The sequence below is a fragment of the Mesorhizobium sp. B2-8-1 genome, assembly GCF_006440955.1.
GTDB lineage: Bacteria > Pseudomonadota > Alphaproteobacteria > Rhizobiales > Rhizobiaceae > Mesorhizobium.
This window is the reverse complement of sequence record NZ_VFTX01000011.1, coordinates 214,426-237,940: the sequence shown is the minus strand read 5'-3', so window position 1 is coordinate 237,940 and position 23,515 is coordinate 214,426. Positions and strand designations below refer to the sequence as shown.

20 protein-coding genes are annotated in these 23,515 nt (G+C 61.4%); 4 read left to right on the top strand and 16 right to left on the bottom strand.

The window, feature by feature from the left end; all coding sequences use genetic code 11:
* Positions 1–54 precede the first annotated feature (54 nt).
* Positions 55–1,470: a DEAD/DEAH box helicase gene (locus tag FJ428_RS25615; RefSeq protein ID WP_140501308.1), complete on the bottom strand. Its 1,416-nt coding sequence runs from the start codon at positions 1,468–1,470 to the stop codon at positions 55–57.
* A 398-nt stretch (positions 1,471–1,868) separates the two neighbouring features.
* Here FJ428_RS25615 and FJ428_RS25610 point away from each other — a divergent pair, with 398 nt between their 5' ends.
* The gene (locus tag FJ428_RS25610; RefSeq protein WP_140880449.1) at positions 1,869–3,401 is read left to right on the top strand and encodes an acyl-CoA carboxylase subunit beta; all 1,533 of its coding nucleotides are present in this window, start codon (positions 1,869–1,871) and stop codon (positions 3,399–3,401) included.
* 17 nt (positions 3,402–3,418) lie between these two features.
* Here FJ428_RS25610 and FJ428_RS25605 read toward each other — a convergent pair whose 3' ends face one another.
* Positions 3,419–4,948, bottom strand: coding sequence for an NAD(P)H-hydrate dehydratase (locus FJ428_RS25605; protein ID WP_140880448.1), 1,530 nt, complete (start codon positions 4,946–4,948; stop codon positions 3,419–3,421).
* Between the two features lie 334 nt (positions 4,949–5,282).
* Between FJ428_RS25605 and FJ428_RS25600 the strand changes: the two genes are divergently transcribed.
* Together FJ428_RS25600 and glnA are read left to right on the top strand one after the other, a co-directional pair.
* Positions 5,283–5,621, top strand: coding sequence for a P-II family nitrogen regulator (locus FJ428_RS25600; protein WP_006205430.1), 339 nt, complete (start codon positions 5,283–5,285; stop codon positions 5,619–5,621).
* Between the two features lie 58 nt (positions 5,622–5,679).
* A complete protein-coding gene (glnA, locus tag FJ428_RS25595) occupies positions 5,680–7,089 on the top strand; it encodes a type I glutamate--ammonia ligase (RefSeq protein WP_140515442.1) in 1,410 nt (469 codons plus the stop codon).
* 851 nt (positions 7,090–7,940) lie between these two features.
* Here glnA and FJ428_RS25590 read toward each other — a convergent pair.
* The gene (locus FJ428_RS25590) at positions 7,941–8,981 is read right to left on the bottom strand and encodes a glutamine synthetase beta-grasp domain-containing protein (protein ID WP_140501300.1); all 1,041 of its coding nucleotides are present in this window, start codon (positions 8,979–8,981) and stop codon (positions 7,941–7,943) included.
* 311 nt (positions 8,982–9,292) lie between these two features.
* On the opposite strand from FJ428_RS25590, the gene FJ428_RS25585 reads away from it, so the two are divergent.
* Positions 9,293–9,487, top strand: a complete 195-nt coding sequence (locus FJ428_RS25585; RefSeq protein ID WP_140501298.1) for a DUF2735 domain-containing protein — start codon at positions 9,293–9,295, stop codon at positions 9,485–9,487.
* A 77-nt stretch (positions 9,488–9,564) separates the two neighbouring features.
* Here FJ428_RS25585 and FJ428_RS25580 read toward each other — a convergent pair whose 3' ends face one another.
* The 13 genes from FJ428_RS25580 to rpsM form a co-directional block, all read right to left on the bottom strand.
* Positions 9,565–11,454: an MFS transporter gene (locus tag FJ428_RS25580; protein WP_140880447.1), complete on the bottom strand. Its 1,890-nt coding sequence runs from the start codon at positions 11,452–11,454 to the stop codon at positions 9,565–9,567.
* A 172-nt stretch (positions 11,455–11,626) separates the two neighbouring features.
* A complete protein-coding gene (locus FJ428_RS25575) occupies positions 11,627–12,418 on the bottom strand; it encodes an ATP12 family chaperone protein (protein WP_140880446.1) in 792 nt (263 codons plus the stop codon).
* A 1-nt stretch (position 12,419) separates the two neighbouring features.
* Complete coding sequence (locus tag FJ428_RS25570) at positions 12,420–13,343, bottom strand: DMT family transporter (RefSeq protein WP_140880445.1); 924 nt, start codon at positions 13,341–13,343, stop codon at positions 12,420–12,422.
* Positions 13,344–13,345: 2 nt separating this feature from the next.
* Positions 13,346–14,326, bottom strand: coding sequence for an RluA family pseudouridine synthase (locus FJ428_RS25565; protein WP_140515445.1), 981 nt, complete (start codon positions 14,324–14,326; stop codon positions 13,346–13,348).
* A 60-nt stretch (positions 14,327–14,386) separates the two neighbouring features.
* Entirely contained in the window at positions 14,387–14,761 is a 375-nt protein-coding gene (crcB, locus tag FJ428_RS25560; protein WP_140515446.1) for a fluoride efflux transporter CrcB, read from the bottom strand.
* 95 nt (positions 14,762–14,856) lie between these two features.
* On the bottom strand, positions 14,857–16,515 hold the full coding sequence (locus FJ428_RS25555; RefSeq protein WP_140515447.1) for a hypothetical protein: 1,659 nt from the start codon (positions 16,513–16,515) through the stop codon (positions 14,857–14,859).
* Positions 16,516–16,768: 253 nt separating this feature from the next.
* On the bottom strand, positions 16,769–17,599 hold the full coding sequence (locus FJ428_RS25550) for an aspartyl/asparaginyl beta-hydroxylase domain-containing protein (protein ID WP_140515448.1): 831 nt from the start codon (positions 17,597–17,599) through the stop codon (positions 16,769–16,771).
* Positions 17,600–17,933: 334 nt separating this feature from the next.
* Positions 17,934–19,241, bottom strand: a complete 1,308-nt coding sequence (locus FJ428_RS25540; RefSeq protein WP_140632698.1) for a replication-associated recombination protein A — start codon at positions 19,239–19,241, stop codon at positions 17,934–17,936.
* A 45-nt stretch (positions 19,242–19,286) separates the two neighbouring features.
* A complete protein-coding gene (locus FJ428_RS25535) occupies positions 19,287–20,777 on the bottom strand; it encodes a DegQ family serine endoprotease (protein WP_140525519.1) in 1,491 nt (496 codons plus the stop codon).
* Positions 20,778–20,938: 161 nt separating this feature from the next.
* Positions 20,939–21,370: a 50S ribosomal protein L17 gene (rplQ, locus tag FJ428_RS25530; protein ID WP_140501279.1), complete on the bottom strand. Its 432-nt coding sequence runs from the start codon at positions 21,368–21,370 to the stop codon at positions 20,939–20,941.
* A 43-nt stretch (positions 21,371–21,413) separates the two neighbouring features.
* Positions 21,414–22,424: a DNA-directed RNA polymerase subunit alpha gene (locus tag FJ428_RS25525; protein ID WP_023682599.1), complete on the bottom strand. Its 1,011-nt coding sequence runs from the start codon at positions 22,422–22,424 to the stop codon at positions 21,414–21,416.
* 101 nt (positions 22,425–22,525) lie between these two features.
* The gene (gene rpsK, locus FJ428_RS25520) at positions 22,526–22,915 is read right to left on the bottom strand and encodes a 30S ribosomal protein S11 (protein WP_006205444.1); all 390 of its coding nucleotides are present in this window, start codon (positions 22,913–22,915) and stop codon (positions 22,526–22,528) included.
* Positions 22,916–23,071: 156 nt separating this feature from the next.
* Entirely contained in the window at positions 23,072–23,440 is a 369-nt protein-coding gene (gene rpsM, locus FJ428_RS25515) for a 30S ribosomal protein S13 (RefSeq protein ID WP_006205445.1), read from the bottom strand.
* Between the last annotated feature and the right edge of the window lie 75 nt (positions 23,441–23,515).

Sequence of the window (23,515 nt, the reverse complement as noted above, 5' to 3'; positions counted from 1 at the left end):
CTCACTGGTGACCAGCCGGGCACGCAAATGCCCGGCCAATACGAAGCGGCCTGCCTACGCGGCCCGCGCCGCGGGCCGTTTGCCGCCGAAGCGGCGTTTATTGTTGCCCTTGAAGGGCTTGGCGCCTTCCGGTTTGCGGTCGCCAGCGAAGGCCGGCTTGTCACCGAAGCGCTTCTTGCCCGAGCCGTTGTTCTGGCCGCCCGGCCGCCTGCCGTCGCGACGGCCATTGCGCTCGTTGCGGTCATTGGCAGGCTCGAAGCGCTCGTTCTTCTCAGCCGGGTTGCGCTGCGGATCGGGGCTGCCGAGATGGTCGGCGACAACAGGCAGCTTGGCGCGGATGATGCGTTCGACCTGGCGCAGCTTGCTGTTCTCGGACGGATCGCAGAGCGTAATCGCAATGCCGTCCCGGCCGTTGCGGCCGGTGCGGCCGATGCGGTGGACATAGCTCTCCGCCTCATCAGGCAGGTCGAAATTCACGACATGACTGATGCCGGGCACGTCGATGCCGCGCGCGGCGATGTCGGTGGCCACCAGAATGCGCACCGAACCCTCGCGGAAATCGTTCAGTGCCTTCTGCCGCGCATTCTGCGACTTGTTGCCGTGGATGACAGCGGCCTTGAAGCCGTCGCGCTCGAGGTCCTTGGTTACCCGGTCGGCGCCGTGCTTGGTACGCGAAAAGATGATGACGGACTTCATCGCCTCGTCGGCGAGCATCGTCGACAGCACTTGGCGCTTCTGCTTGGTGCGGGCAAGGACGACGCTCTGCGCGATCTCGGCCGCCGCCGTGCTTTGCGGCGCGACTTCGACACGGATCGGGTTCTTCAGCAGGCCTTTCGCCAGTTCGGCGATTTCATTGGGCATAGTCGCGGAGAACAGCACCGTCTGACGGTCCGGCGCGGTCGCCTTGGCGATGCGCTTGACGTCATTGATGAAGCCCATGTCGAGCATGCGGTCGCCCTCGTCGAGCACCAGCCATTTGGTGTCGGCAAGCATGAGGTCGCCTTCGCGCACCAGATCGGTCAACCGGCCAGGCGTGGCGATCAGGATGTCGACACCAGGCGCAACCTTCTTCACCTGGCTGAAGCGCGAGACGCCGCCCAGCACGAGCGCGGTCGAGACATGCGCGCCCTTGGCGAGGATCTTGATGGTGTCCTCGATCTGCACGGCGAGCTCACGAGTCGGCGCCAGGATCAGCGCGCGTGCCGTCTTCGGCCGGCGCTTGGTGCCGAGCGCAATGATCTTCGACAGGATCGGCAGCGCGAAGGCCGCAGTTTTGCCGGAGCCGGTCTGGGCGATGCCGAAAATGTCACGGCCTTCCATCTGCGGCGGGATCGCCTGAGCCTGGATCGGCTTCGGATCGGTGAAGCCGGCGGCATGGGTGGCCTTGAGCAGCGCACCCGTGATTCCCAGTGCTGCGAAACCGGAGAGTTCTCCAGTGTCGTTGCCGGGCAAAGTGTTTTCGTTGGTCAAAATATTCTTCTTTCACGCGGCCTCTGGCCGCAAACATCAATGGCGGCAGGGCGCAACCTGCCGTCGAATCAATTGTCATGGAACGACAAGGCGGCGGACGTGTTCGTCCGCGCGGCTGCGCTGTCGTGCCCGCAGGCATCATGCCACGGGGCTTTTTCGCCACCTTGCTAACCAATCGGGGTCGATCAGCAGGAAAGAGGGAAAACAGACGCAACCAGTCTCATTCGAGGAGAAGGCCGGATCGGTCCGGCCCAAGCGCCTATGCCGTGCATATGGCTGAGTTCGCTCTGAAATGCAAGGGCATCATGTTGCAGCGCAACAAAACGCCTCGAAAAAGCGACGCTTGCGCTCACCTGCGGGCATCATTACCACAAAGCAGCCCGCGCAGGAGATCGAGAATGAAGGACGTGCTGAAGGAACTCGAGCGTCGTCGCGAGATCGCCCGCATGGGCGGCGGTCAGGCTCGCATCGACGCGCAGCACAAGAAGGGCAAGCTCACCGCCCGCGAACGCATCGAGGTGTTTCTCGACGAGGGTTCGTTCGAGGAGTTCGACATGTATGTCGAGCACCGTTCGACCGACTTCGGCATGGAAAAGACCAAGATCGCCGGCGATGGCGTTGTCACCGGCTGGGGCACCGTCAACGGCCGCCCGGTCTATCTCTTCGCCAAGGATTTTACCGTGTTCGGCGGCTCGCTGTCGGAAGCGCATGCCGAAAAGGTCATCAAGGTGCAGGAGATGGCGCTGCGCAACCGCGCGCCGATCATCGGCCTCTACGATGCCGGCGGTGCCCGCATCCAGGAAGGCGTGGCCGCACTCGGCGGCTATGCCGAGATCTTTCAGCGCAATGTGCTGGCGTCGGGCGTCATTCCGCAGATTTCCGTGATCATGGGGCCTTGCGCTGGCGGCGACGTCTATTCGCCGGCCATGACCGACTTCATCTTCATGGTGCGCGACACCTCCTACATGTTCGTCACTGGACCGGACGTGGTGAAGACCGTCACCAACGAGACGGTGACCGCCGAGAGCCTCGGCGGCGCTTCCGTTCACACGACGAAATCCTCGATCGCCGACGGCGCCTATGACAACGACGTCGAAGCACTGCTGCAGATGCGCCGGCTGGTCGATTTGCTGCCGGCCTCGAACACATCGGAGATTCCCGAGATTGAATGCTACCAGTCGGTCACCGATCACGATCTGTCGCTCGACCGGCTGATCCCCGACAACGCCAACAAGCCTTACGATATCAAGGAGCTGATCCTGAAAGTCGCCGACGAGGGCGATTTCTTCGAGATCCAGCAAAGTTTCGCCAAGAACATCGTCACCGGCTTCGGACGTATTGAAGGCCGCACGGTCGGCTTCGTCGCCAACCAGCCCATGGTGCTGGCCGGCGTGCTCGATTCCGACGCCAGCCGCAAGGCGGCGCGCTTCGTGCGCTTCTGCGACTGTTTTTCGATTCCGATCGTCACCTTCGTCGACGTTCCGGGCTTCCTGCCGGGCACGGCGCAGGAATATGGCGGGCTGATCAAGCACGGCGCCAAACTGCTCTTCGCCTATGCCGAGGCGACCGTGCCGAAGATCACCGTCATCACCAGGAAGGCCTATGGCGGCGCCTATGACGTGATGGCTTCGAAACACCTGCGTGGCGATATGAACTATGCCTGGCCGACGGCGCAGATCGCCGTGATGGGCGCCAGGGGCGCGGTCGAGATCATCTATCGCAAGGAAATCGGAGACGCCGAAAAGATCGCTGCCCATACAAAGACTTACGAAGACCGCTTCCTGTCACCCTTCGTCGCCGCCGAGCGCGGCTATGTCGACGAGGTGATCATGCCGCATTCGACCCGCCGCCGCATTGCCCGCGCGCTGCGGATGCTGCGCAACAAGGACATGCAGAACCCCTGGAAAAAGCACGACAACATTCCGCTGTGAGCTGAATGTCGAGCCGGTCAGCGCGCGCCGCGAGCCGCCACCAGTTCGTGCAACGCCGGCACCAGCGCCAGCGGCAAGTCCTCGGCGATCAGCCCCGGCCCGAACCGGCTGCCGGCCTCGGCATGGATCCACACCGCCGCGCACGCCGCCTCGAAGGCCGGCATGCCTTGCGCCAGGAAGCCGGCCACGAGGCCCGATAACACATCGCCCGAGCCGGCGGTTGCCAACCACGGCGCACCATTGGAGTTTATCGCAGCCCTGCCATCGGGAGCAGCGATTACGGTGTCGGCGCCCTTATAGACGATCACGGCATTGGCACGGGTGGCGGCCATACGAGCCCTGCCCAACTTGGACGAAACGGCGCCACCCGCGATGTCAGCAAACAGCCTGGCGAACTCGCCTTCATGCGGCGTCATCACCAGCGACGGCGCGCCCGGCTGGCGCGAGGCTTCGAACAGGGCATCCGGCTTCTCGCGAAACGAGGTGATCGCGTCGGCGTCGAACACGAGGCCATCGACCGAGGCGGAAACGTTCCGCTGCTGGCCAGCGGCAAGCAGCGTGAGAGCAAAATTCCGCGTTCTTTCACCGACACCGAAGCCAGGTCCGAGCACAAAGGCGGAGGGCCGGCGTTCGCCGATGAAGGCGTCGATGTCGGCGCTGTCATTTGCCTTGCGCAGCATGATCGAGGTCAGATGCGCGGCATTCACCTGCATGGCGTTCGCCGGGGACAGGACGGTGACCGCCCCTGCCCCGCTTCGCGCCGCGGCAAGCGCCGCAAGCCGCGCCGCGCCGGTGGCATTCGGGCCACCGGAAAAGACGCCGACATGGCCGCGCTTGTACTTGTGCGTATCGACACCCGGAATCGGAAAAACGTCGAGCCAAAGCGCCGGCGTGTTCTCGAACGTCTGGGGTCGAATCCGCGCAATGACACCGTCGGTGATGCCGATATCGGCCAGCACGACCTCCCCGCACAGCTTGCGCCCGGGGAGCAGAAGATGGCCAGGCTTTTTGCGTGCGAAGGTGACGGTGACCCCAGCGCGAAAAGCCTGGCCGAGCACTTGGCCGCTGCCTCCGGAAACGCCTGATGGCAGATCGACCGCGACGACCGGCAAGGCCAGGCTTGCCACAATGCCAACCGTTCTCGCCGCTTCACCGGACAGCGGTTTGGACAGCCCTGCTCCGTAAAGGGCGTCGACGACGACAGCGCCGGCTTCGGCCGCGAAATTCGCCAGCGGCCGAGGTTTGACCGGGCATTCGCCGGCGGCGAGCGCGGCATCGCTGCCCGGCTTCGGCGTGCCCGACGCCCACACCATCGTGTCGACGCCAGCGGCTGCCAGGCAGCGGGCCACGACATAGCCATCGCCGCCATTGTTGCCGGGACCGCAAAGCACATAGACCCGCTTCGCCGCCGGATAGCGGCTGAAAATTTCGGCCGCGACGGCTTCTCCTGCACGGCGCATCAGGCCGATGCCGTCGATTGCGCCGGCGGCAATCGTCAACCGATCCGCCTCACTCATCTCCTCGGGAGAAAGAAGTTCGTTGCTCATGGATTGCCGATCCGCATTCGATAAAGCATTGTCCAGTTTTCGGCTCGACGCAAACGCAGAGGAGTTGGCGCGGTCCCAGCCAAGCTGAGCAATGCCCACCAAATAAGCAATACGCCTAAATATCGGGCAGACATAAACACCGACGCCGCGTAGGCTGCAGCCATCCGTCGCGCGCTGGATGCAGCGAACGATGCGAATTTGCATCTTCGTGCGGCATGGTTCTGGAATCGAATGACACCGCTTGAAATCCCGCCAATTGGCACAATTCGTGCTTGATGGAGGCGCAAGCGGGGGCTCACAACCCGTTTTTTTGGCAGTGGAGGCCATTTTTTACATGAAAAAGATCGAAGCGATCATCAAGCCATTCAAGCTGGACGAAGTGAAGGAAGCGCTTCAGGAGGCCGGACTGCAAGGCATCACCGTGACCGAGGCCAAGGGTTTTGGACGCCAGAAAGGGCATACCGAACTCTATCGCGGCGCCGAATATGTCGTCGACTTCCTGCCCAAGGTGAAGATCGAAGTCGTGCTCGGCGACGATGCGGTCGAAGGCGCCATCGAAGCGATCCGCAAGGCGGCCCAGACAGGACGCATCGGCGACGGCAAGATCTTCGTCTCCAACATCGAGGAAGTCGTGCGCATCCGCACCGGCGAAACCGGCATGGATGCCGTCTGACGCCTCGCCCATCTTCCGAAACGTCATCATTAAAAAACGTCACACAGGGATACATGACATGACGACAGCCAAAGACATCATGAAGCAGATCAAGGACAACGATGTGAAGTTCGTTGACCTGCGCTTCACTGACCCGAAGGGCAAGCTGCAGCACGTGACGATGGATGTCATCGAGGTCGAGGAAGACATGTTCGCCGATGGCGTGATGTTCGATGGTTCTTCGATCGCCGGCTGGAAGGCAATCAACGAGTCCGACATGGTGCTGATGCCCGATCCTGAAACGGTCCATATGGATCCGTTTTTCGCGCAGTCGACCATGGTCATCCTATGCGACATCCTCGATCCGGTTTCGGGCGAATCCTATAACCGCGACCCGCGCGGCACTGCCAAGAAGGCCGAGGCCTACATGAAGTCGGAAGGCATCGGCGACACCATCTATGTCGGCCCGGAAGCCGAGTTCTTCGTCTTCGACGACGTCAAGTACAAAGCCGATCCCTATAACACCGGCTTCAGGCTCGATTCCACCGAACTGCCGTCCAATGACGACACCGACTACGAAACCGGCAATCTCGGCCACCGTCCGCGCATCAAAGGCGGTTATTTCCCGGTGCCGCCGATCGATTCGGCGCAGGACATGCGCTCCGAGATGCTGACCGTGCTCGCCGAGATGGGCGTGCGGGTCGAGAAGCATCACCACGAGGTGGCTGCGGCCCAGCACGAACTCGGCATCAAGTTCGACACGCTGGTCCGCAACGCCGACAAGATGCTGATCTACAAATATGTCGTGCATCAGGTCGCCAATGCCTATGGCAAGACCGCCACCTTCATGCCGAAGCCGATCTTCGGCGACAACGGCTCGGGCATGCATGTCCACCAGTCGATCTGGAAAGGAGGCAAGCCGACCTTCGCCGGCAACGAGTATGCCGGCCTCTCGGAAAGCTGCCTGTTCTATATCGGCGGCATCATCAAGCACGCCAAGGCCATCAACGCCTTCACCAACCCGCTGACCAATTCCTACAAGCGCCTGGTGCCGGGCTACGAGGCGCCGGTGCTGCTCGCCTATTCGGCGCGCAACCGCTCGGCATCCTGCCGCATCCCGTTCGGCTCGTCGCCAAAGTCGAAGCGCGTCGAGGTCCGCTTCCCCGATCCGGGCGCGAACCCCTATCTCGCCTTTGCCGCCATGCTGATGGCCGGCCTCGACGGGATCAAGAACAAGATTCATCCCGGCCAGCCGATGGACAAGGATCTCTACGATTTGCCGCCGAAGGAGCTGAAGAAGATCCCGACCGTCTGCGGCTCGCTGCGTGAGGCGCTCCAGAGCCTCGACAAGGACCGCGGCTTCCTGAAGGCCGGCGGCGTCTTCGACGACGACCAGATCGACAGCTACATCGAGTTGAAGATGGCCGAGGTGATGCGCTTCGAAATGACACCGCATCCCGTCGAATACGACATGTACTATTCGGTCTGATTTTTGATCTCCCTGGACCCGGCATAACCCGGATCCAGCGGCTTCAATTCAGCCTGCAAATGCGAGGCCGGAAGATGAACCTCTTCCGGCCTCTTTGTTTGCTCATATCGAGGCTTCCATTCAGCCAAATCCGCGGACACTGACGCGTTCGATCGGATGCTGCCCCGATCCAGCGACTGGAAAGGCGCACCGGCTGCTGAGGTTCCGTCGGCTGGTCACGTCACACGTGCCGATTGCGCTGAGGCACAGGCCGGCTTGAGCCAGCCAAGCTGGGCTGCCAGGCGATCCGGCATGCGCTTTTTGCGAGTAAAGGGATAAGCCAGGAGCGAGCGGCACACTGCCTCAGGCTGCAATGCCCGCTCGTCCGGCGCCCCCGCCAATGCTGTCGTTCAAGAAACCCCGCCCCTTCGAACAGCACCGCTTGGCGTATCCCCCAATGCCTGCGAATACGCATGTTGCGCCGCAGCCTGTCAATGTCGCCTGCCGGGCGTCGAGACGGTCGATTTTGGTGTATGAACAGGGGCTTATGAAAGGATCGGTCGACAGGCATTCTTGCCGGAATGGCCGGATTTCCGGGCTTTTTCGAGGATTTCGAAGCCTGCGGCCCGGCGCCAAGGTATGCTTTCGTCAGCCCAAAGCCGCCTTGTCGGGATGGGTTTGAGCCGCCCTTTTTAACCTGACTTTTTTTGGGGGAATTTGCTTTGCCAGGCCAGGAGCCAGGAAGACGAGGAGCGGCGAACGGAAACAGCGGCATGCGATAGTGCCCGCCATCGTCACACGAAAAAGCCCCGGCAACTCCCGCCGGGGCTCGCGTCATGGTTGTCGGGGATCTTGAGGCCCGACGTGAAATATCAAGCAGCGGCCGAAACCGATGCGCCGGTCGAAACCTGCGAGATCGTCTTCAGGACCTGGGAAGCGATCTGGTAGGGATCGCCCTGCGAGTTCGGGCGGCGGTCTTCCAGATAACCCTTGTAGTCATTCTTGACGAACGAATGCGGCACGCGGATCGAGGCGCCGCGGTCGGCGATACCATAGCTGAACTTGTTCCAGGGGGCCGTCTCGTGCTTGCCGGTCAGACGCTTGTCGTTGTCCGGGCCGTACACGGCGATATGGTCCATCAGGTTCTTTTCGAACTGCGCCATCAGGGCCTCGAAATAACCCTTGCCGCCGACTTCGCGCATATATTTGGTCGAGAAGTTGCAATGCATGCCCGAGCCGTTCCAATCGGTGTCGCCGAGCGGCTTGCAGTGGAACTCGATATCTATGCCGTACTTTTCGGTGAGGCGCTGGAGCAGGTAGCGGGCCATCCACATCTGATCGGCGGCCTTCTTGGAGCCCTTGCCGAAAATCTGGAATTCCCACTGGCCTTTGGCCACTTCGGCGTTGATGCCTTCATGGTTGATACCCGCGGCAAGGCAGAGGTCGAGATGCTCTTCGACGATCTGGCGCGCGATGCTGCCGACGTTCGAATAGCCGACGCCGGTGTAGTACGGGCCCTGCGGGGCGGGATAACCGCTCTCGGGGAAACCGAGCGGACGGCCATCCTTGTAGAAGAAGTACTCCTGCTCGAAACCGAACCAGGCATCCTCGTCGTCGAGAATGGTCGCGCGGCTGTTGGACACGTGCGGCGTGACGCCATCGGGCATCATGACTTCGCACATGACGAGAACGCCGTTGGTGCGGGCCGGATCGGGATAAAGCGCGACCGGCTTCAACACGCAATCGGAGCTTCGGCCCTCGGCCTGCATGGTGGACGAGCCGTCGAAGCCCCACAGCGGCAGCTGATCGAGCTTCGGGAACTCGGCATAATCCTTGATCTGGGTCTTGCCGCGAAGATTGGGGGCCGGGGTGTATCCGTCGAGCCAGATATACTCGAGCTTGTATTTGGTCATTCTAGAGCCTCTCGTTGTGCTTGACCACCGCACGCGGTGTCGACGCATGGCCGGAGCAAGCCGACCTGCCGACTGGTAAAAAGCAATTCATATGCCACTCTGGCGTCGACCGGTGCGACAAAATGGTCGTAAGATTCCCGTGAATTCACTGCACCGCCCCAGCAATGCGCCGGGATCGATCAGACGCAGAGATTGCGCAAATAATAGGCAATAACTGATCTTTTCATAAGCATATTGCCTAAATGAATCGCAGAACCTATTTTGAGGAAAAGCTGAATCAACTGACCCTCGGAGAAGAAAGGAGACCGCCAATGGAAGTCACCCTCGCCCGTCCGTCGGCAAAGATCCTGATGTTCCCGCTTGCAGGCCGCGTATCTGCCTCAAATTTAGGCGCGAAGGCCAAGTTCGCGGCAGAGCTTGCCTCGCTGCGTAACACGCATGCCGATTTCGATGGCTGGTATCACGAGGCCGCTGTCGAGGAAGAAAACCAGCAGCCGAAGAGCTGAACGCATCTTCAGCCTCGATATGAAAACCCGGCGCGATCGCTCGCGCCGGGTTTTCTCATGCATGTGGATCCGACCCGTTACTGCTTGGTCTCCAGGTTCGTGCCCAGCGTATCCTTGACGAAGATCATGCCGATGACGAGCGACATCGCCGCGATTATCACGGGATACCAGAGGCCATAATAGATGTCGCCCCTGTAGGCACTGAGCGCGAACACCGTCGCCGGCAGCAACCCGCCGAACCAGCCATTGCCGATATGGTAGGGCAGCGACATGCCGGTGTAGCGGATGCGGGTCGGGAACATCTCGACCAGGATGGCCGCGATCGGACCGTAGACCATGGTCACGAACAGGACGAGGACGAACAGGATGGCGATCGTCATAGGCCAGTTCACGGCCGCAGGGTCGGCGAACATGGCGAAGGCACCGCCGCCGGGTATGTTGTAGACGGTGACCTCAGGCGCACCGGCAGCCTCGTCGGCGGTCAAAAGCTTGTCCTTGATAGCCTGATCGGTAGGAACCGTCGCCTTCTCGCCGGCGCGGATGGCGGCGGCGTCGAGCTTCAGTTCGGGATTGGCAGCGACAAACGCGTCGAGCTTCTGGTCCGGTATCTTGATCGCAGCACGCTTCAGCGGATATCCGCCGTCCTGCAGCGACATGTTGACGGCCTTGACGAAGGCGGCCTCCTTGGCCTTGGCCTGGTCGCCCGCGGCGACAGCATCGTAGGATGCCACCGTTTCATTGCCGATCTTGACCGAAGCAGCCGTACCGGGTGCCGCCGTGGAAACGACGTCATAGGGCACCGAGTTCTTGGTCAGGAACGAGGTCGCGATGTCGCAAGACGTCGTGAACTTGGCGGTGCCCACCGGATTGAACTGGAACCTGCAGTCGCCGGGTGCCGCGGTCACCGTCGCGCGGGTGCTCTGCTGTGCCTCGGCAAGGGCCGGATTGGCGGCCCAGGTCAATGCCTTGAACAGCGGGAAGGTGCAGACGATCGCCAGTGCGAGCCCGGCCATGATGATCGGTTTGCGGCCGATCTTGTCGGAGAGCCAGCCGAACACGACGAAGAAGATGGAGCCCAGCGCAAGCGCGATGGCGATCATGATGTTGACCGACTGTGCGTCCAGCTTCAACACGTTCTGGAGGAAGAACAGGGCGTAGAACTGGCCGTTATACCAGACCACGGCCTGGCCAGCCGTAAGGCCGAGCAGTGCCAGCAGCGCGATCTTGGCGTTCTTCCACTGGCCGAAGGCTTCCGAGAGCGGTGCCTTGGAACCCTTGCCCTCTTCCTTCATGCGCTGGAAGGTGGGGGATTCGGAAAGCGACAGCCGGATCCAGATGGAAATGCCGAGCAACAGGAACGACACGATGAAAGGAACGCGCCAGCCCCAGGCGGCATAGGTTTCCTTGCTCATGGAGCCCTGGACGATCAGGATGACGATCAGCGACAGGAACAGGCCGAGTGTGGCGGTCGTCTGGATCCACGACGTATAGTAGCCGCGCCGGTCGTCCGGCGCATGCTCGGCGACATAGGTGGCCGCGCCGCCATATTCGCCGCCCAGTGCCAAGCCCTGGAGCATGCGCAGGACGATCAGGATCACCGGAGCCGCGATGCCGAGGCTCGCATAACCAGGCAGCAAGCCCACCAGGAAGGTCGACAGGCCCATGATCGTCATGGTGACGAGGAAGGTATATTTGCGGCCGACAAGGTCGCCGATGCGGCCGAACAGCAAAGCGCCGAACGGACGGACGAGGAAGCCGGCGGCGAAAGCCAGCAGCGCGAAAATATTGCGCGTCGCTTCCGGAATGGTCGGGCTGAAAAAGGTCGAACCAATAAAGGCCGCCAGCGACCCGTAGAGATAAAAATCGTACCATTCGAAAACAGTGCCGAGCGAAGAAGCGAAGATGACTTTCTTCTCCTCTCGCGTCATGCCGCGGCTCTTTCCGCTGGCGGTCGATGCGATAGCCATTGAGATGCTCCTCCCGTGAGACCCTTGTGCTCGATGCAGCGCCCTTGCGTTCGCATTCTCTTCCGAACGCAGACTCGCGGCAGCAATCACGGGAAAAATGACAGAAAGCGCCTGCCAACGGCAGATGACTTTGGGATTATGACTTTGGTATTAGGTGCGGTGCGGTGGCCGGTCAGCCTTCGAGCGCCTCGATCAGACCGACGGCAGCCATCATCTCGCGCTTACGGGCGGAGCGGCGCGCGACAGCTTCCGCATCCTGTCCCCAATGCTCGATCTGCCAATCCTCGTCGACATGGCCGGCAGTCCAGGCCGCCTCACCGCCGAGTTCGCCGAAATCCACGGCCAACGCCAGCAGCGCCGAACCGGTCAGGGAGGTCATGACGTGGATCGCTGCCAGGCGCAGCGGCTCGGCGCGCTGGGCAAGATGCGCACCCAGCACAGCAATGGTTTCGCGCGGTTGATCGACGTGAATGATGCCCTCGGCAAGGTTGAAGCGAGCGCCGAGTGCTGCCTGCGCCCAGCCGAGGACAGGATCCCACAGCTCGTTCTGCCGCTCGACCAAGCCTTGTGGTGCCTCGGCGCGATAACAGAGCAGATCCGACGAGGCAAAGCGCAGTATGTCCTCCAGCACCGCCTGCGGATCGCTGGCGACGCCGTCGAGCGCGGTGTTGACGAGACGCATCACCGGCATCGACACCGGATCGACGGTCTCGCCCTGGGCGGCGAATTCATCGGCGACCAGCGATGCCGCCTTCTCGGTCGGCAGCGTCAGCAGCGCCTTGCCCGGCGTGCGCACCGGCTTGCCGTCGAGATGGACGGCAAAGCCAGCATCGACGCGCGCGACCGAAACGGCCTTGTAAAAACGCTTCGGCAGCGGCTTCTTCATCTGGATTTGGGCGCGGCGCACCGGATCGGGGTCGGAGAGCAGTTTCCCCGCCTCGAGATCGCTGAGGATATCGCGCATGTCAGCCTCCTTCGGCCGTCTGCTGGCGCGGCGGCCTGTTGACGATGACCAGACCGGCGGCAATGAGACCAAGTGCCAGAAAAATGCGTATGGTCAGCGGCTCGTTCAAGAACAGGGCGCCGCACAGCACGCCGAAGACCGGCGACAGGAACGTGAAACTCGACAGGCTGGAGGCGGGATAGCGCCGCAGCAGCCAGAACCACAAAACATAGGTGAAGGCGACGATATAGAGTGCCTGGAAAAGCAGGGCCAAAGTCGGCAACAGCGTGGGATCGCGCACGGAGGGGCCGGCCAGAGGCAACACCAGGACGCCGACGATCGCAGCGCCGGAGAGTTGATAGAGCAGCAGCTTTTCGGCGCTCGTCTCGACCAGCTTCGAGCGCTTGATGAGGATATTGGTCAAGGCCCAGACGAATCCGGAGCCAAGGCTCAGCAGATCGCCGAACAGCATGTCCCCGCCGCCGCCGAGCTTGTCGGAAAAGACCGCGGCGAGGCCGGCAAAGGCAAGCAGAAGGCCAAGGGATTTGCGCAGGCTGATCGGCTCGCCGAGCAGGAAATGCCCTCCCAGCAGCATCCAGAACGGCATGGTGTTGACCAGCAGCGTGTTGCGGGCGACCGTGGTGTGCTCCAGCCCGACATAAAGGCAGAGGAACTCGATGCCGAAGAGCACGCCGACTGCAATGCCCGCGAGCAATGTCCCGTCCCTCTTGAAAAGCGCAATGCCGCGCCAGCGGCACCAGAGGAAGACGCAGAGCCCGCCGATAACCGAGCGCGCGATCGACAGGAAAACCGGATCATAGCCGGCATAGGAGATCTTGGCGGCGACGTAATTCAGGCCCCAGGAGAACGTCAGGCCGACCATTATGGCGGCGGCCGCCATGTCAACCGCATCGCGACGGTCGAGCGCATCGGCAGCGCCGCTCATGGTCAATCCTCCGCACTGGCGTCGTCGAAGCCGATCAGGTTCCAGCTCTGGCGCATATGCGGCGGCATAGGCGCGGTGACGTCGATGAAACCTTGGTCCGGATGCGGGATGACGATGCGGCGCGCGTGCAGATGCAGGCGATTCTGCATCCCGCCCGGAAAATCCCAGTTGGTGTCGGCCTCGAAATATTTGGGATCGCCGATGATGGGACAACCGATATGGGCGGCATGAACGCGCAACTGATGGGTGCGGCCGGTATAGGGCTCCATCTCCAGCCAGGTCAGCGCCTGCGCCGCCTGCTCGATGATGCGATAGTAGGATACGGCATGGTCGGCGCCCTTTTCGCCGTGCTTGGCAATGCGCACCCGATCGCCATCCGGCGTGGCTTCCTTGATCAGCCAGGTCGATATCTTATCCTCGCGCTTGGGGGGCACGCCCTTGACCAAAGCCCAGTAGGTCTTCTTGGTCTCGCGGGCGCGAAACGCCTCGGAGAGCTTCATCGCCGCCAGCCTGGTGCGGGCGACGACCAGCACGCCAGACGTGTCGCGATCGAGCCGGTGCACCAGCCGCGGCTTCTCGCCCTTCTGGTTGCGCCAGGCTTCCAACATGTCGTCGACGTTACGGGTGACGCCCGAGCCGCCCTGCACCGCAAGGCCAGCCGGCTTGTTGAAGACGAAGACCTTCGGATCCTCATGGATCAGCATCTTTGCCAGGACCTCGGCATCGCCCTGGTTGCGGATCGAATGGCCGGTCAGCGGGCTGTCGCCCTTCTTGTCCACTTCCAGCGGTGGAATGCGCACCGTCTGGCCAGGCTCGACACGGGTGTCGGCCTTGACGCGGCCGCCGTCGACGCGGATCTGCCCGGACCGAAGCAGCTTCTGCAGATGACCAAAGCCAAGGCCCGGGAAATGGGTCTTGAACCAGCGGTCGAGCCGCATGCCCGCCTCGCCGGCCTCCACCGTGATCTGTTCAACGCCTGCCATATTGTTTTCGCTTACCCGTTTCCTGGCAGGCCCAGGCCTGCTCTCGGCGCGGCAATAGCATTAAGGCAGGCTTCTTGCGAGCCAAAGACCCAAAAACAGGGCAATGATGGCGCCAATCACGCTGGCCAGCGCATATCCAAACGCCGGCAAGGTGGCTCCCCGCTCCCACAAGGTCGCGAAATCGAGCGAAAAGGCGGAAAAGGTCGTGAAGCCGCCTAAGATGCCGGTGGCAACAAACAGTCTGAGTTCGTTAGACCCGCCGCGGCGCGCCAAGGCGGCGATGAACAGGCCCATCGCGAACGAACCGACGATGTTGATCGCCATCGTGCCCCAGGGATAGTTGGGGCCGACAAGGCGCAGCGAGCCCATATTGGTCAGATGGCGAACGCCGGCGCCAATGCCGCCGCCGGCGGCCACGAGAAGCAGATTGAACATGGACGCTTACTGCCCTCGCACGGACGCGGCGGTCAATCCCAATTGTTTGCGGGAGGCACAAACCGCCGAGCGCGTCGGGAATTAAACTCCGAACGTTACCATTGCGGTGTCGTCCAACCCGGATATTTCTTCCTGAATTCGCTGTATAAGGCGTCGAGTTCCGACTTGCTGACCGGACGCACCTGTTCATAGAGGTAGCCGGTAACGCCGCCGGACAGGCGATAGATATCGATCCGCTTGTAAGCAGCACCGATGCCGGTTCCTTCGAAAATATGTTGGTTCGGTATCGTGACACACAACTGCGCACCTGATTGCAAATGGGTGACCGGTCGGTCGGTGACGACCACATATCTGGACTTCAATACTTCCGGCACAAAGCGATCACGACTGTCCACCTGGCAAGTCCATACGACGTAAGGGAAAAGTCCTCGATTCATGCCAAACAGCAGTGAATCGCTCATGACCGGGCCTGAAGCAAAGACGGAAACCCGATTCTCAGGTTCCATGTTGCGCATAAGGTCGGCAATCAGGCGTCTGTATTCAGGGAGATTGTCGAGGTGCAGAGGGAGTGTGGCTTCCTTGGCGAAAACGATGCTGACCGGCGAGAGCAACTCGCGGCCGATCGGGAAGAAGGTGCCTACAAACGCAAGTCCGGCGGCAATTGCGATGACGGCGGTTGACCATCGCGACCTCAGCGCAGGCATCGAAACAATGGCAACGATCGCCTGGGCATAGGCAGGAAAGAACCATAGAAACATCGGCATAGAATGGTGCCGGTCCGGGTCCTGCGTCCGGGTAAAAAGGAAAAAGGTGAGTACCGAGGCGAGAGCGCAAAACAAAGCAAATCTGTTGCCCCGCACAACAGAGAAATAGAGGCCCAACAAGATCAGGAGCCAATTTACAAAGCTGAGCCTGGAACTCATTTCACCAAGCTGGGTGAGGAGATCGGTCCGGTATCCGCTGTAAAGGTCGCCATAGCTGGTCCTCAGGATCTTGGCGATCAGCGGGAGCTGGAAATTCCATGCGCTCCCCAGAATAACGGCGATTGCGCACATGCCCCCCAACACAGCTTTGCGGAGCGCAGGGAGATCACAATCTTTTGCGACCTGCAGCACACAAAAGAGTGCCGCAGAAAGCGCGATTCCTATCGCGCCATAGGCGTACCAGCGGCGCAGCATGAATGCCAACCACAGGCAAGCGCCGACTGATATCGCACTGATCACCGGTTCCCGGGTCAGGAACTTCGACCTCCAAAGAAACCAGCTCGCGGCGGCAAGTGCGAAACAACCGGCAATGTCCGGCAGTCCGCGAAGCGTTGCCGCCCAGAACGGCGTGTAGAGAAAGACCGCGATCCAGACAGCAAACCAGCTTCGGGATGAAGAGGTCTCGGAGACCGCTTCGAGATAGCTCATTCTTCCTATGAAGAGAGCCGTCGGGACCAGATAGACCGTCACTACTCCGGCTAGATATGAAAACCGTGAGCCGCCAAATAACAGGTGAAACGGCATCAGAGGCACCAGAATTGCCGTACTGTAGTCGTCTGTTTCGATGGAGGCCCCTAAATGGCTCAGCCATTCCAGAGGACTCTTGACCAGGAGCGCTCCCTCCCGGTTGAACGTATTGAAATAGGCGGCGAAGTCCCAATAGTAGACGGAGTCTTCGAGACTTATGTAGACGGCGCAGAAGGTAACGCCCAGCAACACAGTACCTATGTAGGTTGCCGTCCAGAATCCGGAGGTTTTGGAGCTGGTCACTTGAGGCCGCCAAAAAGGAAAGAGATAGAACCGTCGCGATCAAACCCGAAAGCGCTCATACAGCCAAGAGCTTTTCCAGCGGAATGGGCCCCAAGAGATTCATAGCATGAATTCTTGAGAGCTTGAGAACGATGTGCACTTGAACAATCGGACGCCGGCAAGCGGACGGCAGCAGCCCGTAGTGAATGGCCGAACCCACGCATGCAGGCCCCAGAACGCCGCCGGCATCGTCGGCAGCGTCGATGAATTCAGTTCAGGTGGTTTCGGCCTTTTTCGGCTTGGTCGAGCCGATCATCTTCCAGTTCTTGTAGAACATCGAATTGATCCTCTCGACACTCACCGAGACGATGGCGAGAAGGCCGGCGATAAGCCTGGGGACCGGGGACGGCCTGATAATGTCCATGAATACGCAGTAGCGACGACCGTCATACTCGTTGACCGAGCGATGCAGCAGCGTGTCGTCGAAAATGAACAGCGGATTGTCGTACCAGTAGTTCTTGACGTTGCCGCACTCGACGAAGATCTCTGACTTCATCGGAATGAGGTTGTAGAGGATGCGGAGGCTGAGCCGCAACGGTCCGAAGTGCCAGGAGGTCGATTCGCGCTTGCTGAAGACCGAGACGGCAATCGTCTTGATGTATTTGAAATCCTTGTTGAACTCGGCGACGTTGTCTATCCTGTGCTTGCCATACCATTGGTAGACATACATGCCGCGCCGGCCGGCGCCGAAATTGGCGTCGATGTCGGCGATGATTTCGGCCTTGCGCGCCTTGAAGACATCCAAGACCTCGTTGACTTCGCGCTGATAATCCTCCGGGAACTGCTCCAGCTTCCACACGCCCGGATTTCTGTAGCACAGGAGGTCGACCAGCAGGTTGAATGGCGAAAGCAGCCAGGTGAAGAGGCCATTGCCCAGGAAATAGCCGCTGAACAGGGACAGATTCTTGCGGTCGTTGCGCAGCACGTCGATCAGGCCGCAAACCACGAAAATCGTCGTGAGGATCGGAATGAAATAGAAGCCAAGGGCAAGGAGCGGGATGGCAATGGCGAATTTGCGAAGGGTCTTGCGAAGGGTTTTTGTCATTTTTCCACGCGCCGAGCGCGATCCTGTTGCGAATGAATAGTGCCAAAATCACGACAACGACCACCGCCCGGCCGTGCGCCTTGATAAGGTCTTTTGGGTTGCCGCACAACGGCCACGGCATCGTCGCCGGCTGACTGCCTTGCCGAGACCTCGAACTGTCGCGGGGTCAGGATATCGACCGAAACCCGTTCTTCCTCCGGCCGGCTCGGAAGCTGCGGCATTGGCATCGATATAATCGTGGCCGCGAGCAGCGCGTGCAGAAGAACCGACGTGGAAATACCCCAAGGCGAAGCCTCGTTTCGGACCGCAACCGCCACCGGCCGCCGCAAGCCTGCTATTCCCGCTCTTTGCGCAGCTTCGCCCAGTAGTCGAGCCGTTTCCTGATATCGCGCTCGAAACCGCGTTCGGGTGGGTCGTAGAAGGTCTGGCGGCCCATCTTTTCCGGAAAATAGTCCTGGCCGGAAAACGCGTCCGGTTCGTCATGATCGTAGCGATAGCCGGCCCCGTAATCTTCGTCTTTCATCAACTTTGTCGGCGCGTTGAGGATGTGCTTGGGCGGCAGCAGCGAACCGTGCTCCTTGGCGGCGCGCGTGGCGGCTTTGAATGCGGTGTAGACCGCGTTGGATTTGGGCGCCGTGGCGAGATAGACGGTGGCCTCGGCGAAGGCGAGTTCGCCTTCGGGCGAACCCAGATAATCGTAGGCGTCCTTGGCCGCGTTGGCGATGACCAATGCCTGCGGATCGGCCAGCCCGATGTCCTCCATCGCCATGCGCACCAGCCGGCGGCCGAGATAGAGCGGATCCTCGCCGGCGTCGAACATGCGCGCGAGGTAGTAGAGCGCGGCATCGGGATCGGAGCCGCGCACGGATTTGTGCAGCGCCGAGATCAAATTGTAATGACCGTCCTGGCCCTTGTCGTAGATCGGCGCCCGACGCTGGATGATGCGCTGCAAGCCTTCGGGACCGAACACTTCGCCTGGTTTGGCGGCGCGCCAAACTTCTTCCGCCAGCGTCAGCGAGGCCCGGCCATCGCCGTCGCTCATGCGGATGAGCATCGCTCGCGCCTCATCATCGAGCGGCAGCGCCCTGCCCTCCGTCTCTTCGGCCCTGGCCAGAAGCTTTGCGATGCTTTCCTCGCCAAGCGAATGGAAAACCAGCACGCGCGCACGCGACAGCAGAGCTGCATTGAGCTCGAAGGACGGATTTTCGGTGGTAGCGCCGACGAGCACGACGGTGCCGTCTTCCATGACTGGAAGGAAGCCGTCCTGCTGGGCGCGGTTGAAGCGGTGGATCTCGTCGACGAACAGCAGGGTCTGGCGGCCATTGGCGCGGCGCAGCTTGGCCGCCTCGAACACTTTCTTCAGGTCGGCTACGCCGGAGAAAACCGCCGAAATCTGCTCGAAGGCAAGGCTGGTTTCACCGGCAAGCAGGCGCGCCACCGTGGTCTTGCCGGTGCCGGGCGGCCCCCAGAAAATCATGGAGCCGAGCGAACCGGAATTAATCAGCCGGGTCAGCGCACCATCGGGGCCGGTCAGATGCTCCTGGCCGACGACCTCGCCAAGGTTTTTCGGGCGCAGCCTGTCTGCCAGCGGCCGGCCTGGCGGCGCCTTTTCCGGTTCATCGACACTGAACAGATCGGCCATGCACTTCTTTTTGGGTTTGGAGCGCGATCTCTTCAGCGATCGAGCTCAGTAACGCAACACCTGGCGCAGTATCTGCCCGCCGCGCTCGACGGTAAAGCGCCACCAGCGCGTATCCTGCTGGGAAGCCTGCGCCAGCGTCGCCGCCGTATCGATTGTCGTGCCGTTGACCTCGCGCACGATGTCGCCCGGCTGGAAGCCGAAATCGGCGGCCGGCGAATCGCGATTGATGTCGACCACGGTGACGCCCTTGATGTCGGTGCGCAGGCCGAGCTTCTGAGCCAGCCGCGGCGATAATTCCGCAACCTTGGCGCCCGAGAAGGGGCTGCGGCCATGCAGCGTCACCTCCGAGGGTTTTGCACCCTCGGGCGCGCGTTCCAGCGCGATGTCCATCGCCGCCTGCTGGCCTTTGGTCAGCACCGCGAAATTGGCCTTTGTACCGATCGACAGCGTCGCCATGCGATAGTCCAGTGCCTCGATGCTCTCGACCGGCTTGCCGTTGATCTGCAGGACGACATCGCCAGGCTTCAATCCGGCCTTGCCGGCCGGTCCGGACGCGTCAACGGACGAGACCAGCGCGCCGGCAGGCTTTTCCATGCCGAGCGATTCAGCGATCTGCGGCGTCACCGCTTCGAACTCGGCCCCGATGTAAGGCCGCTCGAAGAAATCGAGACCGGCCTTGGCGGCATCGGCGAAAGCGCGCACCATATTGGCAGGAATGGCAAAGCCGATGCCGATCGAGCCGCCGCTGCGGCTGAAGATGGCGGTGTTGATGCCGACCAACTGGCCGCCCATGTTGATCAGCGCGCCGCCGGAATTGCCGGGATTGATGGCAGCGTCCGTCTGGATGAAATAACCCGAATCCGAAACGCCTATATGGCTGCGGGCAAGTGCGGAAACGATGCCGCTCGTGGTGGTCTGCCCGACACCGAAAGGATTGCCGATGGCCAGCACCAGGTCACCGACTTCGAGCGCATCGGAATCGCCTATGGCGATGACCGGGAATGGCTTGTCCGATTCGATCTTGAGCACGGCAAGATCGAGCGTCTCGTCCTTGAGCATCACCTTGCTGGTGAATTCGCGCCCGTCGGCGGTCGCGACCTTCACCTCGTCGGCATTCTTGATGACGTGGAAATTGGTGACGATGACGCCACTCGGATCGACAAGCACGCCCGAGCCCAGCGAGGACTGCGCGCGCGGCTGCGCGCGACCGAAGAATTCTTCGAAGAACGGATCGCCTTCGAAGGGCGAAACGACCTTGGCCGTTTGCGAGGCATAGACATTGACCACGGCTGGCGCCGTCTGCTTGACCAATGGCGCGAACGACAACTGCACCTCCTCACGGCCGAACGGCACGCGCTTGTCGGGGCCCGAGGTGGCGTTTTCGCCCTCGACGCCGTGCAGCAGGTCGGTGAGCACGTCGGAGAGGCCCGGATCGGCTTTGGGGGCATCCTCGGCCAATGCCTGCCGGACTGTCGGCGTGGTTGCGAACGCCATAAAGGCGCAGAGCAGAACCAGGGACAGTCTTTTAGCGCGCATTGCGAATCCTCCGTGCGAGTTGGGGCGCATTGTCCCGACGAATGTGCAAAATGAAAGGCTAAGGCGATTAAATCGAATTATTTTGACGCAGGAGCAGCCGAGGCGGCCAGAATATGAAAAAGGGCCCGCAGGCCCCTTTAAATCATTTGAAAAGCGAAGCCTTAAGCGGCTGCGGCTTCCGCATCGGTGCCTTCGGCTTCGAGGCGGGCGCGGTCGCCGGCGCCCTTGGCCTCCGTGTCGCGGTCTACGAATTCGATGACCGCCATCGCGGCATTGTCACCGTGGCGGAAGCCCGCCTTCATGATGCGCAGATAGCCGCCGTTGCGGGTGGCGTAGCGCGGCGCGATGGTGTCGAACAGGCGCTTGACGACGCCTTCATTGCCGATCTGCGCGATCACCTGGCGGCGGGCGTGCAGGTCGCCGCGCTTGCCGAGCGTCACCAGCTTCTCGACGATCGGACGCAGGTCCTTCGCCTTGGGCAAGGTGGTGACGATCTGCTCGTGTTCGAGCAGCGACACGGCAAGGTTGGCAAACATCGACTTGCGATGGCTTATGCTGCGGGCGAACCGGCGGCCTTTAAATCCATGGCGCATGGCTCTTCTCCTTCATTCCGGGTTCGAGAAGCTCCTCGGAGCCTCAATATTGATCTTCGTAACGCTTGGCGAGGTCTTCGATGTTTTCCGGCGGCCAGTCCGGCACTTCCATACCGAGGTGCAGGCCCATCGCCGCGAGGACTTCCTTGATCTCGTTCAGCGACTTGCGGCCGAAGTTCGGGGTACGCAGCATCTCGGCTTCGGTCTTCTGGATGAGATCGCCGATGTAGACGATGTTGTCGTTCTTAAGGCAGTTGGCCGAACGCACCGAAAGCTCAAGTTCGTCGACCTTCTTGAGCAGCGCCGGGTTGAAGGCGAGCTCGGTGACGGCTTCGGTGGCGACTTCCTTCTGCGGCTCGTCGAAATTGACGAACAGGCCAAGCTGGTCCTGCAGGATACGGGCGGCGAAAGCCACCGCGTCCTCGCCCGAGATCGAACCGTCGGTCTCAATGGTCATGGTCAGCTTGTCGTAGTCGAGGACCTGGCCCTCACGGGTGTTCTCGACCTTGTAGGAGACCTTCTTGACCGGCGAATAGAGGCTGTCGACCGGGATCAGGCCGATCGGCGCATCCTCGGCGCGGTTGCGGTCGGCCGGCACGTAACCCTTGCCGGTATCGACAGTGAATTCCATACGGATTTCAGCGCCCTCGTCCAGCGTGCAGATGACGTGATCCGGATTGAGGATCTCGACGTCGCCCACCGTCTGGATGTCGCCGGCGAGAACCGCACCCGGGCCCTGCTTGCGCACAACCATGCGCTTGGGGCCGTCGCCTTCCATGCGGATGGCGATTTCCTTGATGTTGAGGACGATGTCGGTCACGTCCTCGCGCACGCCGGCGATGGACGAGAATTCATGCAGGACGCCGTCGATCTGTACGGCGGTGACTGCCGCGCCGCGCAGCGAGGACAGAAGCACGCGACGCAACGCGTTGCCGAGCGTGAGGCCGAAGCCGCGTTCGAGCGGCTCGGCCACCAGCGTGGTCAGCGTCTTCTTCTTCGACGAGAACTCGATCTTGTTCGGCTTGATCAGTTCCTGCCAATTTTTCTGGATCATGATGCTTTCCTTCCGTTGACCCGCCACCATCCAATCGTGGCGGGCGACCTGGAAAACCGCGGAGGAACGCTTCTGGCGTTCACGCGGCGTTCGGTAATTCCTTAAACGCGACGCTTCTTGCGCGGACGGCAGCCATTGTGCGGGATCGGGGTCACATCACGGATCGAGGTGATGGTGAAGCCAGCCGCCTGCAGGGCGCGCAGCGCCGATTCACGGCCGGAGCCGGGTCCGCAGACCTCGACCTCGAGCATGCGCATGCCGTGTTCCTGGGCCTTCTTGGCAACATCCTCGGCAGCCATCTGGGCGGCGAAGGGGGTCGACTTGCGCGAACCCTTGAAGCCCTGGGCGCCGGCCGACGACCAGGCGATCGAATTGCCCTGTGCGTCAGTGATGGTGATCATGGTGTTGTTGAAGGTCGAATTGACGTGGGCAACGCCCGACGAGATGTTCTTGCGTTCGCGACGGCGAACACGAGCGGCTTCCTTGGCCATGGTATTCCTTTCAGTTGATCTCTACACCGCCGTAATGCCAGCGGCTCCACCTTGGTAAGGGAGTGGGGAATAGGGCAGTAAGGGAGTAGGGAAAGTGCGACCCGATTGCCGGGCATTCCCTACTGCCTTACTCCCCTACTCCCTTACTGCCCTAAATTACTTCTTCTTGCCGGCGATCGACTTGGCCGGGCCCTTGCGGGTGCGTGCATTGGTGTGCGTCCGCTGGCCGCGAACCGGCAGCGAGCGACGGTGACGCAGGCCGCGGTAGCAGCCGAGGTCCATGAGCCGCTTGATGTTCATCGACACTTCGCGGCGCAGGTCGCCCTCGACCTGATAGTCGCGGTCGATCGTCTCGCGGATCTGCAGCACTTCCGCGTCGGTCAGCTGGTTGACGCGGCGCTCGGCCGGGATGCCGACCTTGTCGACGATTTCCTGGGCGAACTTCTTGCCGATGCCGTGAATGTACTGAAGCGCGATGACAACGCGCTTGTTGGTCGGAATGTTGACGCCGGCTATACGAGCCATGTTCTTCTCATCTCCATATGGGCCGGACGAGCCGGCGCTGTCTGCGTTGCCCCGCGTCCGGTGGAGGCCGGCCCT